The organism is Rathayibacter sp. VKM Ac-2929, assembly GCF_022815495.1.
Lineage (GTDB): Bacteria > Actinomycetota > Actinomycetes > Actinomycetales > Microbacteriaceae > Rathayibacter > Rathayibacter festucae.
On record NZ_JALGRV010000003.1, the window covers coordinates 573,044 to 587,471 of the forward strand.

Sequence of the window (14,428 nt, forward strand, 5' to 3'; positions counted from 1 at the left end):
CGGCCGCGGCATCAGCAGCCCCTCGCGGTGGTGACGGCCGGCTGCGCGACGGCGGTCGAGGGGGCCGACGCGGTGCCGAGCCAGCGCTGCAGGTCGGGTCGGACCCGCCACTGGTAGCTGCGGCCCTCGCCGAGTCGGTCGTCGGTGAAGGAGGTGGCGCTCGCCGCGGGCGTCGCGACGACGGTCCAGGCGCCGGGCGTCGCTCCGGCCAGGCGGCGCTCGAGGGTCCAGCCGGTGGCGCCCGGCGCGGCGGACCAGCTCACGAGCGTGCTCGGGCGGTTCGCGGTGCAGCTCGCGACGGGGGTGGCGACGACGGAGGAGCGGGTCCAGGCGCCGAGGCCGATCGCTCCGCTGGTCGTGTCGGTGTCGGTGAAGCCGCGGGGGACCAGCGGTGCCGGATCGACGAAGACCGTGATCGTGCTGCTCGCGGTGAGTGCGCCGTCGCTCGCGGTGTAGGCGATCGGCACGGTGCCTGTGAAGGCCGCCGCCGGCGTGTACGTGCAGGTCGCGCCCGTGCAGGAGAAGGTGCCGCTGCTCGCGGTGCCGACGGCGCTCAGGGTCAGCGTCGTGCCCGCGTCCTCGTCGGTGTCGTTGGCGAGCGGCGAGACGGTGACGGCGGGGCCTCCGGCGGTCGCGACGGCGCGGTCCGGGCGGGCGATCGGCGCGTGGTTGAGCGCGGTCACGGTGATCGTGACGCGGACGTTCCAGGTGCCGTAGGTGCCCGAGAGCGCGTAGTCGAAGACGTCGGTGCCGACGAAGGCGGCGATCGGGCGGTAGGTGCACTGCCCGCGGGTGGCGCCGCTGTCGACGCAGGTGACCGAGCCGGAGACCGGGGTCGCGGGGGCGGGGGTGGCGGCGCCTCCGACGACCTTGGGGGTCGCCGAGAGCTGAGCCCGGGAGAAAGTCGCGCCGGTCGCCGCGGCGCCGTCGTTGGCGAGCACGTCGACGACGACCGAGCCGCCCTGGACGACCGTCGCCGCGTCGGGCAGCGGGTCGGGGATCACCGAGATCGTGACGGAGGCGGTGCGGGTGATCGCGGAGCCGGTCGGCGGTGTCGCGGTGGCGGTCGCGGTGTTCGAGATCGTGCCGGCCGTCACGTCCGCCGCGGTGGTCGTGTAGGTGGCGGTCGCGCTGACGACTTGGCCGGGCGTGAGCCGGCCGGCGGTGCCGGGCCAGCTGAAGGTCAGCGCCGAGAGGCCGGACTTCGGGTCGGTGATCCCGACGCTGGTGAGGGTCGTGTTGCCGGTGTTGGTGGCGCGGAAGGTGTACGTGACGACGGTGCCCGCGGTGCTGATGAAGGCGGGGTTGGCGGTCTTGGTGAAGGCGAGGTCGGCGGCGCGGGTGAGCGTGATCGTCCGGGTGGCGGTGCTGGTGACGGCGGCGCCGGTGGGCGGGGTGCCCGTCGCGGTGGCGGTGTTGACGACCGAGCCGGCGTCGACGTCGGCCTGGGTCAGCGGGTAGCTGGCGGTCGCGGTGACCTGCTGGCCGATGCCGAGCTGGCCGGCGGTGCCGGGCCAGGCTCCGTAGACCACGGTGACCTTGGGGTCGGCGATCGCGACGGACGTCAGCGGCACGTTGCCGGTGTTCACGAGGGTGAAGGAGTAGGAGATCGTCGAGCCGATCGCGGCGGCGCCGTTGAGCGTGCCGTTCTTGGTCAGCGTCAGGGCCGGCGCGTAGCGGATGGGCGTGGTGGTGCTCGAGCTCGCCGTGACGGTCGTGGGGCTCGCCGCGAGGGTGCGGCCGGTGACCGTGGCCGTGTTGGGGATCGCGGTGCCGCTGTTGATGTCGGCCTGGGTCACCGTGTACGCGGCGGAGGTGAAGACGGCCTGCGCGCTGGGGGCGATCGTCGCGGTCGCCGGGGTGATCGAGGCGACCTTCGTGTCGGTGACGGCGACGTTCTGCAGCGTGACGTTGCCGGTGTTGGTGGCGCGGAAGGTGTAGACGATCTGCTCGCCGACGTCGGCCTGCTGGTTGCCGTTGGTGTCGGTGAGGGCGCCGGACTTGACCAGGGTGATGACGGGGGCGGGCGTGCTGATCGGGGCGGTGACGGTCGCGGTGCGGCTCGTGACGGTGACGGTCGTCTGGCCCGGAGTCGTCTTGGTGGCCGAGGCCGTCGCGGTGTTGACGAGGTTCCCGGCGACCGCCTCGGCCGCCGTCACGGTGTGCGAGCCGGTGCAGATCACCGACGCGAGTGGGGCGAGGGTGGTCGTCGGGCAGGTGACGGTCGGCACCTTCGGGTCCGAGACGGCGACACCGCTGAGCGTGCCGGTGACCGAGCCGTTCGTGACGACGAACTGGTAGGGGATGACCGAGCCCTCGTTGTAGGCGGCGGGCTGGGTCGTGGTGCGGTCGATCTGCTTCACGAGCGAGATGTCGTCGAGGTCGTTGATGGAGGAGACCGAGACGTTGCGGATCAGGTGGGTGTCGCTCGATCCGCCGGTCGACGCGGTGAAGCCGAGCTTGTAGGTGGAGGGGGCGGCGGTGGTCATCGTGAACTGCAGCGCCTGGGTGAGCGAGGCGGCGGCCATGCCGGCGGTGGCGCCGTAGTAGACGGTGACCACCGGGAACGCGGCCGACGAGACGGTGACGCGGATGGTGCGTCCGGCGCCGGTGCCGGGGGCGCCCGTGTCGCTGAGGTTGACGGTCGGGCGGAGGGAGGCGAGTGTTCCGGGCGGGGCGGTGCCCGCGATGTAGCAGTAGCCGGTCTTGCCCTGGCCGGGGCCGCGGGCGACGATGCGGTTGGCGGTCGTGCCCGGAGGAGTGGGCGGGGTGGCGCAGCCCGCGCCGAGACCGCCGCCGGTGCTGGAGAAGTTGCCGAAGACGTCGAGGCCGATGCCGAGGTAGCCGCCGTTCACGCCGTCGACGGTCGTGGACTGGCCGTAGCCGAGCGAGCCGCCGGGAGCGCCCGCCGCGGTGAGGCTGCGCGAGCCGTCGGTGAGGAAGAAGCCGATGCCGTCGGCGCCCTGCAGGCCGAGCGCCGCCTGGTACTGGTACTGGTCGAACTGGACGTCGAGGCCGCCGGTCGCGGGGATCGGGCGGTTGAAGACCGCGCCGCCCTTGGCGTTGGTGCGGGTGTCGGTGAGCTGCAGGAAGCCGGGGGTGGTCGCGGCGGCGGGAGCCTGCGTGCGGTTGGCGCAGACGCCGAGGGTCGAGGTGCCGGCGGGCGGCGCCGTCGTGGCGCGGGTGATGCAGGCGCTGTCGAGGGCCTGCCAGGCGGGGTCGACGACGCTCGTGCCGCCGAAGCCCTCCTGGAGCAGGACGGTGGCGGCCTCCGCGCGCGGGGCGGGCAGGACGACGAGGACGGCGGCGAGCAGGACGAGGATCAGCGTCAGGGCGAGCGGGCGCGGTGCTGCCGAGGTCGGGGTCTGCGGAGTGGGGTGACGGTGGCGGGCGAGCGCGCGCACTTCCGTCATGATCCGATCCCTTCGGGCTGCTCCGGCGGGCGGTCCGGGTGGAGCAGGCATCAAGATACGTTTCGGGTCGAGGCGCCTTGACCCCCGGATTGGGCACGCGCGGGTCCAATCCGGTGACGTGCTCTCAGGTGGTGTGCAGGGTGCGCTCAGCGGCGAGTGGTCGCCGATGGCGGCGCGCGGGGACGGTGGCGCGACGGGCGTGCTGCGGGCGGGTGCTGGTGGTGGCGGCGGACCGCGGGATCAGCGTGACGTCGCGGTCGGCACGGGGGAGCGGTGGGGGACGAGCCGCCGCCGCGCGCGGCGGGCGGGGCGGTGGCGTTGCGGAGCGACGGGGCGGGCGCAAGCCCCGGCGCTGGCGGCGATGGGCGGACGACTGGCGCGACGGCGCGGTCGGCCCGGGCGGGGCGCGCGCCGCGCGTCCGTCATCCTGCGCCGATGCGGGTCTCGACACGCGCTGCGCGCTGCTCGACCGGCATGGCCGGCCTGTGTCTCTTCCAAGTAGATCCGCGCCTTCATGCTGATCGAGTAGCCCGCGCAGCGGGCGTCTCGAGATCCACCCCCCCTGCAACCGCCGTGTGGTTACCCGCGCCGCCGGATCCGCCACGGCAGCGCCAGCCAGATGCCGGCGATCAGCACCGCCGTGATCGACGCCATCGTGATCGCGAGCGGCCGCGTCGTGACGACGTCGAAGATCAGCAGCACCGTCCCCACGAGCACCAGCGCCACCGCCATCAGCGTCAGCCGCAGCAGGACGTCGGCCGCGCGCACCAGCGTCCGCTTCGCCCGGCGGCGGAACAGCTCGCGGTGCAGGCTGACCGGCGCCAGCCCGAGCAGGGTCGCGAGCACCGAGCCGCTGATCAGCACCAGGTAGACGTCGGTCTGGAAGAGGTCGAGGTCCTCGAAGCGCTGCTGGAAGGCGATCGCCAGCAGGAACCCGGTGAGGATCTGCGTCCCGGTCTGGATGACCCGCAGCTCCTGCAGGATCTCGCTCCAGTTGCGGTCGAGCCGCTCGTTCTCGGTCTCGTCGCGGCCGTCGCCGGGCAGGTCGTCGCGCGGATCGGCGGCGGGGTCCGGCTGTGGATCCGGACGCGGGTCGGCGGGGGTGGGCGGCACCGTCCCATTGTGCCCGGCGACGTCCGTTCACCCCGCGTTCGCCCGAGCGCGGCCCTCCGCGATGGCCGGACGGGTGCCGGCGAGACGCCCTGGTCGCATGGCGAGGCGACGGCTGCTCTCCCTGGCGGCGGTGGCCGCGACCGGTCAATCGGTCGGCGGGGCGACCCTGTTCAGCTGGACGATCAGCGCGCTGGTCCGGTCCGGGGAGCAGGAGCGCTACGCCGCCCTGCTCGCCGAGCCTCTGGAGCGGCACGGCGTGACGGGCTTCTCCGACAGCAGCGACGGCACGCAGACGGACGGCGTCGACAAGGTCCAGGTCACCGCCCCCGAGAGCGAGCACGCCGCCATCGAGGTGGCGCCGCGCGAGTCCGGGCTGTCCATCGCGGACCCGCCGGTGCGGTTCCTGCCCCATTCCTGAGCGCGGGTCCTGGGCGTGCCCCGCTACAGGTGCAGCAGGCTCCAGTCGATGATGACCGCGAGCGCGGTGAACAGCGCCGCGACCGCCCCGACCGCCTTGCCGGCCCGGTCGAGGTCGCTGCGGGGGCCGGGCCGCATGTCGGCGACGACGCGCAGCAGCGCCCCGAGCAGCGCGATCACGGTGACGGCCAGTATCCAGACCTTCAGCGAGACGTGCGAGTCGACGTCGAGCAGGGTGAGGGTCACCACCGGCACGAGCACGGCGAGGACCGACACGACGACCAGCAGGACACCGCGCCGCGTGAGATCGGTGGGGCCGTAGGAGCCCTGGCTCAGCCACGCGCGGAGCGGGCGGCGGGAGGCGGCTGCGGTCTCGGCTCCGTCGGTCCCGGTCTCGGTCTCGGCCTCGGTCGCGGCGGAGGCCTGGGGTGCGCTCGTGCTCACGGGCGGGCTCCTGAAGTGGATGCGGGAGTGGCGCTGCCGCGGACGCAGAGGGGATCGGTCGAGTCTGACGCCGCCCGGCCGCCGACGGAAGAGCCGCTTGCGGACGTGTCCGGAAGCGGACAGGGGGGTCAGGGCGTCGTGTAGCTGCCCGAGGGGGTGTGGACGACCCTGCGGAGGCGCAGTGCGTCGGCGATCGAGGAGTCGACGAGGCTGCGGATGTTGTCGGTCATCCGCACGATACCGAGCTGCATCATCGTGGCGCGCACGAGCAGGAGGTGGTCGATCCCCGGTGAGGCGCGCACGCAGAGCTCGACCGCGTTCGCCGCTTCGAAGGGATCGATGTGCTCGTAGACCCTCTCGACGCTCGTGTAGAGGCGCGAGCGGACGGCGCGGTAGCCGGCCGGCTCGACGCCCTCGGCCCAGAGGAACTGGGGGTCGTCCGGGCGCCGGAGGCTGAGCGGGAAGCAGGCGATGATGCTCGCCGTGCGGGACACGCTGACCTTGTTCAGTTCGAAGGCGCCCGCGATGAGCTTCGCTGCGCGGACCTCGTGGATCGGCCCCTCCGCCGCGACGATCTCCCTCACGAGGTCGGCGATCTGCCGGGCGGATGCCGGGGAGGGGAGGCTGTCGAGGACGTCCTTCGAGCCGACCTGACGCTCTTCCCAGGGGTCGTAGGAGATCTCGGCGAGAGTGCCGCCGGCCGCCGCGGGCGGCAGGACACTCGACGGTGCCGTCGCAGCCTCGGGGCCGGAGTAGGCACGGAGGACGGGAACGTCCTCGAGGAGCTCCGGAAGGGCAGGAAGGACCGGGACGGGGGCTTCCTCGGGCATCGGCGAATCGCTGTCGTCGAGATTGATCACTGCGATCGAGTGGGCGTCCAGGACGTCCGGGATCTCGGCGTCGGCGGTCGGGGCGAGCGCGGCGGCCTCCTCGCGAGCGGCTCGGATCTCAGCATCCGCACGCTCGACCGCTTCGGTGAGCCGCGCGATGACGGCGTCGCGGTCGGCGAGCCACTCCGGCAGCCAGACCCGCTCCACGGCGGGCCAGCCCATCGCGTTCTTGAGGACCGATCCGGGCAGTCCGTCGCGGTCGCTGACGGTGCGGCGGCCGCGCCAGGACGGCCCGTCGAGCAGGACCGCCACGAGCGGCCGGTGCGGCTCCTCCGCCGTCGCCAGGGCGATGTCGACGCGGAACTCGGAGAGCCCGATGTCGGCCCGAGCGGTCAGCCCGGCCTCGACCAGGGCCGCCGCGAGCTCGTCGCGGTGGGCGTCGGGCAGCGAGGCGCGATCAAGAACCGGACCACCCTCGCCGAAGCCGGACTGCGCGATCTGGAGGTACGCCTTGAGATGCTTCACGCCCACCGACTGCGTCTCGTCGGCGCGGAGCTCCGCGGGGTCGAAGCTGCAGAACAGCACGACCTGGCGCCGCGCGCGGGTGACCGCGACGTTCCAGCGCCGCTCGCCGCCGGCTCGGGTCAGCGGACCGAACTGCAGGGGCACCACGCCCTTGTCGTTCGCGCTGAACGCGATCGAGAAGAGGATCGTGTCGCGCTCGTCGCCCTGCACGTTCTCGAGGTTCTTCACGAACAACCCGTCGGGCACGTCGAGCGACTGCGCGACTCGGGCATCCGCGGAGCCGCGGAGCATCCCGTCGATGAGGTCGCGCTGCTGCGCGTTGAAGGTGATGATGCCGAGCGAGGGAACGGCGTCGGGGGAGGCGGCGAAGCGGCGGTGCACGTCGGCGACGATCGCCTCGGCCTCCGCCGCGTTCGTCCGCAGCGTCCTGCCTCGACCCGTGCGGATGAAGGTGCCGTCGACCCGGACGAAGGAGATGCCGTAGCCGTCGTGATCCGAGCCGGTGTCGCCGTCGTGGGGCGTCGGGAACGAGGAGAGCCGGCTGTCGTAGTACCGGCTGTTGCTGAAGGCGATGAGCCGCTCGTCCTGGCTGCGGTAGTGCCAGGACAGCCACCGCGACGGCACCCGCGCCTGCGAGGCCTCGGAGAGGATCGACTCCTCGTCGACGACCGTGTCCGTCGGAGCTGTCTCGTCCTCCGTGGCGCCGGTCTCGGCGAAGCTCGTCGGCGGCATCTGCTTGCTGTCGCCCACGATCACCGCGCTGCGAGCGCGGCCGAGCGCTCCGACGGCGTCCGCCACCCGGACCTGCGAGGCCTCGTCGAAGACGACGATGTCGTACAGGTCGGCGTCGACGGGCAGGAAGCGCGCCACCGACTCCGGGCTCATCAGGGTGCACGGCGCGATCTTGGTGATGAGCGGGCCGTACTCCTCCATCAGGCGGCGGACCTTCATGCCGCGGAGCTTGTACTCGAGCTGCCGCTTCAGCCCGCCCATCATCGCCGAGGGGACCGAGCTCAGGTCGCGGCGCTTCAGGACCTGCGCGGGGATGATCCGCGGCAGCTCGCCGCGCACGGCCGTGCTCCCGGAGACGTACCGGGCGAGGAGCTTCTCGTGCGCGGCCGTCTCGAACGATTCGAGACCGGTGCGGCTCAGGCGCTCCTGCACGGACGTCGAGGCGAGGCCCTTCTCGAAGGCGAGGAGCGCCTCGTCCGCGTCGTCCAGGCCGTCGAGGTAGCGCTGCCGCGCCTCGACCATGCCGCCGCGGCGCAGGGGCTCGAGCTGCTGCAGCAGCGTCAGCCAGGTCCCGAGTGAGCGGACGGCGGACCGCCCCTCGCCGCGCTCGAGACGGGTCGCCCGCCAGCGCTCGAGCGGGGTGGTCCCGTCGCTCCAGCGCTCGAACTCGGCGGAGGGCGCCCCCGCGAGACGCGCGACGGCGGACGAGGCGTCGACGAAGCGGCGGACCGCGGCCCCGACAGCTGCTCGATCGGGTCCCGCGTAGACGCGTCGGATCAGCTCGCCGTCGACGACCTCGTTCGCTCCCTGACCGGCAACGATTCCGCGCAGGCGGCGCAGGACACCCAGCTCGGCCGCTATGCGGCGCAGGAGGTCGCCGTCGAAGGGACTCCAGCCGTCGGGCGTGAGCGGTGCGGAGACGTGCTGGACAACGCTCTGGACGTACTTCGCGTGCTCGCGAGCCGCGAGCAGCTGATCGGCGAGGTCGACCAGGCGCTCGAGGTTCACGGACTCCGGGTCCACGCGGAGGTACGGCGCGAGCATGTCGCGCACCTCGCGCCGTCGCTTCTTCCGAGAGAGGATCCCCGCCTCGTTCGCCTCGACGGCCATCGCCCTGAAGTCGTCGAGGTCGTGGTCGATCAGCGCCTCGTCGATCCAGCCGAGGATCTCGAAGCGCGTGGGTGCGATGCGCAGCAGCTCGGCCTGAGCCTGAGCCAGATGGCCGTCCCAGTCCGGGTGTGCGAGACGGTCGAGAGTGCTCAGCGGGCGGGCGTCCGCCTCGGCGGCGGCGAGGAGCGGCGCGAGTGCGGTCGCGTCCATCGGGAACGAGAACGTCGCGGTCGGGACGTCGAGACGATCGAGCTCGGCCAGTGCGGCGTCGAGCTCGTCGGCGGCTGCCGCGAGGGCGTCCGCGGTGTCGTCGCCGAGTGCGAGCGGGGAGACGAGCGCCCAGGGGTGGTCCGGGCGGGGGCGGGCGGCGTCCGACGCGTCGGGAAGCAGGCGCAGGGCGCGACGGATCTCGTCGAACTGCTCGCTGTCCCCGTTCTCGATCAGGGTGTGCGGGACCGCCAGGGGCTGCACGTGCTCCTCGGCGAGGATCTCGCGCTGGCGCGCCTCGTAGAGCGAGTAGCCGGCCGAGTTCTCGTCGTGCAGGCGGTCGGCGTACCGGCGGAGCCCTCGCACCGAGGCCTCGACGGTGAGCTGGTTCGACGCGTGCCCGTTGACGTCGGGGCGCACCGCGAAATCGAGTGCCGCGCGGATCTGCGCTCGGGCCTCCGCGGGGCGGGCGCCCTTGTCGTGCAGGTCGAGGCAGAACGGGCCGAGGCCGACGTCCTGGAGCCGGCGCTTCACGACGTCGAGTGCCGCGCGCTTCTCCGCGACGAACAGGACGCGCTTGCCGTCGGCGAGAGCCCGGGCGAGCAGGTTGGTGATCGTCTGCGACTTGCCGGTGCCGGGAGGGCCCTCGAGTACGAACGTCTTGCCGGCGACCGCAGCGGCCACCGCCTCCAGCTGCGAGGCGTCGGCGGGAACGGGCACCGAGGCGGACAGCTCCTCGAGGTCGACCGTCAGCTCCTCGTCGGCCGGGTCCTCGAAGGGCTCCAGCGGCGAGTTGATCAGGTGGGAGACGAGCGGGTTCCGGGCGAGGGTCTCCCAGTCCTCGTCGAGGTCCTTCCAGAGCCGATACTTGGCGAACTGGAGGACAGCGAGGTCGACGGTCTCCTCGACGCGGAAGGGCAGGTTGCGCGCAGTCAGCGTCGCCCGAACCGAGTCGAAGGCGGCGCGCAGGTCGATGCCCGACTCGTCCTCGACGGGGTTCGCCAGCCCGGGGAGGTCGAGGCCGAGGCTGACCTTCAGCTTCTCGACGAGGCAGAAGTTGGGCGTCGACGAGCCGGACTCGTCGAGGGCGATGGTGAAGACGGACCCGCGCGAGGTCTCCTTGATCGTCACCGGCACGAGGACCATCGGCGAGCGCAGCTCGCGGTTGTCCAGCGTCCAGACCAGCGAGCCGAAGGCCAGATAGAGGTTGTTCGCGCCCGTCTCCTCGACGATCGTCTTCGCGGAGCTGGCGAACTTGCGGAGCTTGTCGGTGTACGTGGCGGAGGTGGCGCTGACGAAGACCTGCTTCTTCCCGAAGAGCATCTCGGAGCGGATCTCGGGAGGGAGGTCCTTCCCGCTCTGGACTCCCCGCTGGCGGGCGATGTCCGAGATGCTGTCGGACGCGACGAGCTGCACCGCCGTGCCCTGGTTGACGATGTCCTCGAAGCGCGCCAGGTCGCTGCCCGGCACGGCGAGCGAGAAGCCGGCGCGGTCGGTGTAGTTGATCAGGCGGTTGCGGAGGCTGAGGTCGAGGAGCGCGTTCTTCCACGTCGCGATGCGGGCGGGCCCGGTGGTGACGTCGCGGCGGCGGCCGCGGTTCGGGCCGTCGAAGTCGAACCGGTACTCCGAGTTCGCCGGGGTGTACTCGTTCACGGTGACGGCGCCGTCCGAGCCGACGGACCGGCTCGGGAGCGGGTAGATGCCGCTGTTGCGCGCCTCTCGGACGTCGGCGACGCCGACCAGCGCGCCGGGTCCGGTGGCGAGGTGGCGGTCCTGCGCGAGCCGGTGGGCCTCGGTGAGGGTTCGGGACTCCCCGGTCAGCAGTGTCGTCTCGACGACCCGGATCTGCTCCATGTCGGCGAGGTTCACCGCGCTGCCGACGTCGGTCGACGCGGCGGTGCCGAGCGTCGACTCCACGCGCCAGTAGCCGAGGAAGATGTGCCCCGGCGTGAGCCAGAGGGTGCTGTTGATGCCCGCCTGCTCGAGGATCGCGGCGAGGGTGAGGGTGGTGTCGAGGCAGGTGCCGAGGCGGCCCTCGAGGACCTCGGCGGGGGTGCGGACCTTCTGGCCGTCCTCGCCCCAGCTCGCCGGCGGTTCCGTGTAGGCGATCCCGCGGGCACGGACCGCGTCCCAGACGGCCTCGACGATCTGGTCGACGCGCTCGGCGCTCTGGCTCTGATAGCCGTCCAGGTCCGACCTGCCGGAGGCGGCGCCGAGCAGATCGGCCGCCTCGCGGAGCACCGTCGCGACCACCGCGGCGTTCGGCTGCGCGAAGGAGGACAGCAGCTCGAGTCCGAGCTGCAACGGGCGTGCCTTCCACTCGTTCGCCGCCAGGACCGTGACGTCGACCGAGCTCTCGGCGAGCGCGTCTCCGTCCGCCGTGCGCAGGACGGCACGGATGCGGCCCGGGCGCCGCTGCTCGACCGCGAGCATTCGTGCCGGGTCGAGGGTCAGCGCGACGCTCTCGAGCGCCTTGTCCTGCCCGGCGGCGAGGTCGAGTCGGATCGTGCGCGGCCCGCCGAGCGAGCCGTTGGCGTCGACGACCTCGAGGTCGAGCGAGGCGCCGCGCAGCTCCTCCCCGGTGTTGCGGACGAGGATCCGCGTCACGGGCTGGATGCGGGCGTTGGCCATCGCGTAGGACAGCTCGTGGTGGGCGTCGATCTCGATCGTGAGGGCGGGGGCCGGGGTGGTGGGTGCGTCGTCGACGTCGGGCGCGAGGCCCTCGTAGCGCGCCGCTCCGCGAGGGCGGCGAAGGGGCGGGTCGGAGGTCGCGGAGGTGTGCTCGAGGGGCGGCCCGGTCGGTTCGGTCGCCGCCGCTTCAGGCTCCTCTGCCATCGGCGCGTCAGCAGTCTCCTCGACGGCAGCGTGGCCATCAGTGGCGGGCACATCAGCACCCGGCTCCGGCGTTGCACTGCGGTCGGCCTCCGCGAGCATGCGGCGCCGCACCTCGCCCAGTTCCTCGGCGAGGTGATCCATGGCGATCTCCTGCAGGAGGGTCTGCGCGGCCTCGATGGCCCGGTTCGTCTTCGGGCGGTCGAACGGTTCGCCGTGGGCCCAGTCGTTGCGCACCCGGCGCAGGTTCTTCAGGCAGCCTTCGGCCAGCGGCGAGATCGCCCGGGCGAACGGGCGTCCCAGCGGATCCAGGTCGCTGGTGAGCAGCCGCACCAGGAGACCGAAGTCGCGCTCGCCGTACTTCTGGTTCCGGTTCTGAGCGCTTGGTGCGGCTAGATCGTGCGCCCGGAGGACGACGGTCCAGTCCTCATCGGGCCCGATGTGGGCGGCGAGGACGCTGTTCACGGTGGGGAGCAGCCCGTCGACGACCGCGTTCAGAGCGCGGTCGACCAGCTGGCGGTACTCGAAGTCGTTCATGCGACGGGTTCCCCTCCGACCCGCGGCATCCCACCACGGCGTTGCTCGATCCTATTGAGGAGCGCCGACACCGGCGATTCGATTCTTCGTCAGGAGCGCGTCGTCGTCAGGTGGCGGCCGATGTAGCCGATGTAGATCTTCCCCGTGCGGTCCGTGTCGTTGAAGTAGTGCATCCGCGGAGCGAACGAATCATTGGTCGACACTTTGAAGTGCGCGGACATCATCACAAGCCCCGACGACTGGACCGATGTGGGAACAGGCAGCATCCGCTCTCCGGCCCAGGCGCTGTTGCCGAGGACGGATTCGCTCTCCGTCGCCGCGTGGCGCGACGGGGTGCATTTGAATCCGGAGGGAGCATCGTCCGACGTGAGATAGGTGTGCACCGTTCCTCGTTCCCACCCGGCGGCCTTGGCCTCCGCATAGTCGTGGAGCACATGGATGAAGTCCCACACCTTCGCGGAGTACTGCCCCAGACCGTCCCTCTTGTCGACGTCCTCGGCGTCCGACATCCGTCCGTGGAATTCGACGCGGTTCGCGATGAAGCCGCGGGCGGAGTCGTCGGAGTCGCGCAGACACTCGATCAACTCGGACATCGAGCCGGGCGGTTCCCAGGCGGAATCCCTGGGGACGACGAGCCGGTCGAACGCCTTCAAGGCGGCCAGCTGCTCCCGGTAGTACCGCGCCTCCCGCTCCGCGCGCCGGAGCGTTTCGCTCTCCACCGCCAGATCGAGGAAGACCGCGTCGATCCGCTGGTTCAGCTCGGTGTTCGCCGCGGTGAGCGCCGACTGCTCCCGCCCCTGCCGATCCAGCTCCTCCTCGGCGACGGCGACCTCGGAGGCCCTCGTCTCGATGAATCGGTCGAGACGATCGAGGGTCTCCTCATCGGCGCTGTCGACGCGGACCCATCGGGACAACAGACGACGGACGCGGGAAAGGAAGGATGTGGACGGGATCTTCGCGGCCGGCTCGTCGCGATCCTCCGAGAAGGTGAGGAGGGTCTCGAGCGAGGACCCGGCCTCGACGGAGGAGCGGGCTGAGACGGGCGTCGGCGCCTCGGAGACCGGCTCGGGAGAGTCCTGCTCGGTGGCGGCGGGGAGGGAGATCCGGGCGTCCACGAGAGCGCGGCGGTGGACGCGGCTCTCCGCCTGCCCCAGCTCGTCGAGCGCTTGCCGGACGTCGGCAGGCAGTCCGAGGGCGAGGAACTGCCTCTTCATCGCCGCCGCGTGGGCGATCTGCAGGTGCTCGGAGACACGCCCGTTGGAGATCGCCCGCGCGAACGTCGCAGGCCCGAGCACGCGATGCCTCAGCGCGTCCTGGCGGGACAAGAGATCGACTCCCGGGAGGAACGTGCGGACCCGTCCACGGGGCACCTGATGGCTGTCGGTCAGGCGCTGCTCGAACTGCTCGACGATGTCGGCGCCGATCACGTACGTGGTCGCGACGCCGACGCTCCTGCGGGTCAGGCTGGTCACGATCCGCATGAAGGCGACGTCGGACGCCGCGTCCACAGACGTCGCCACGATGACGGAGCACGTCCGTGTGGGGTCGGTGATCCCGGCGAGGACGGCGTCGATTCCCTTCCGATCGTCGACCAGAACCGGGTCGGCGCTCAGGAGGGTGCGGCCCTCGACGACCCTCGAGTCGCGGAGGAGGGTCCTCACGATGTTCGGCGGAGCGACGACCTCGACAGGATCGGCGGAGCCCCCGTCGCTCACGCCCGCTTCGACGACCAGCGACTGGGTGAAGCCCTCGGCCTCCGGGGTGGAGATGGCGAGCACCGAGACGTCGAAGGTCCTCCCCGAGTTCGACTCCGAGAACCGGTAGCTGCGGAGCCAGCGACTGTTCGCCGGATCGTCCCGGTGGCTGGCGCGCAGGCGGCCGCTGCCGCCCAGATCGAATTCGCCCTCGCCGTCCCATTCGGCCGTCGTGAGGCTTCCGCGATTGCGACCGGTTCTGAGCTTCGACCGCAGCCAGTCGCGCAGTGCTCGTTCAGCCACCTCGATGGCATCCGCAGAGTCGTCGAGCCGAAAGACGGCTCGGTATCCGATGACCATATTGATTCCCCCTGATTGATTGTCACCGTACGGGATGAGCCGCCCTGCACGAGAAGGAGATCTCCTCGGCAACGGAGACTGTCGGCGGATACCTGTAGCGTCGGGATTCCCGACACCCCGAGTCGCCCGCGGCGACCACTGAACGATCTATGAGAGCTCGCATGTCTTCATCGCACGAAGTGACCCCTGGTACCGAAGAGAACTCCGCGGACGA

At 71.8% G+C, this 14,428-nt stretch carries 6 protein-coding genes; 1 reads left to right on the forward strand and 5 read right to left on the reverse strand.

The window, feature by feature from the left end:
- Positions 1–11: 11 nt before the first annotated feature.
- Both MT355_RS11820 and MT355_RS11825 read right to left on the reverse strand, forming a co-directional pair.
- On the reverse strand, positions 12–3,413 hold the full coding sequence (locus tag MT355_RS11820) for an Ig-like domain-containing protein (protein ID WP_243599674.1): 3,402 nt from the start codon (positions 3,411–3,413) through the stop codon (positions 12–14).
- 579 nt (positions 3,414–3,992) lie between these two features.
- Positions 3,993–4,526, reverse strand: a complete 534-nt coding sequence (locus MT355_RS11825) for a DUF6328 family protein (RefSeq protein ID WP_243599675.1) — start codon at positions 4,524–4,526, stop codon at positions 3,993–3,995.
- 97 nt (positions 4,527–4,623) lie between these two features.
- Between MT355_RS11825 and MT355_RS11830 the strand changes: the two genes are divergently transcribed.
- Positions 4,624–4,944 (forward strand): hypothetical protein, encoded by a 321-nt coding sequence (locus MT355_RS11830; RefSeq protein WP_243599676.1) that lies wholly within the window; start codon positions 4,624–4,626, stop codon positions 4,942–4,944.
- Positions 4,945–4,967: 23 nt separating this feature from the next.
- Here the strand turns inward: MT355_RS11830 and MT355_RS11835 are convergent, their stop codons facing one another.
- From MT355_RS11835 to MT355_RS11845, 3 genes are all read right to left on the reverse strand, one after another.
- Positions 4,968–5,387: a hypothetical protein gene (locus tag MT355_RS11835; protein ID WP_243599677.1), complete on the reverse strand. Its 420-nt coding sequence runs from the start codon at positions 5,385–5,387 to the stop codon at positions 4,968–4,970.
- 128 nt (positions 5,388–5,515) lie between these two features.
- Positions 5,516–12,160, reverse strand: a complete 6,645-nt coding sequence (locus MT355_RS11840) for a DUF3320 domain-containing protein (protein ID WP_243599678.1) — start codon at positions 12,158–12,160, stop codon at positions 5,516–5,518.
- An 89-nt stretch (positions 12,161–12,249) separates the two neighbouring features.
- The gene (locus MT355_RS11845; protein WP_243599679.1) at positions 12,250–14,157 is read right to left on the reverse strand and encodes a hypothetical protein; all 1,908 of its coding nucleotides are present in this window, start codon (positions 14,155–14,157) and stop codon (positions 12,250–12,252) included.
- Positions 14,158–14,428: the final 271 nt, after the last annotated feature.

Coding starts and splice junctions, on each gene's coding strand:
- MT355_RS11820 (WP_243599674.1), bottom strand. CDS start 3,413: ATGACGGAAGTGCGCGCGCTCGCCCGCCACCGTCACCCCACTCCGCAG.
- MT355_RS11830 (WP_243599676.1), top strand. CDS start 4,624: ATGGCGAGGCGACGGCTGCTCTCCCTGGCGGCGGTGGCCGCGACCGGT.
- MT355_RS11840 (WP_243599678.1), bottom strand. CDS start 12,160: ATGAACGACTTCGAGTACCGCCAGCTGGTCGACCGCGCTCTGAACGCG.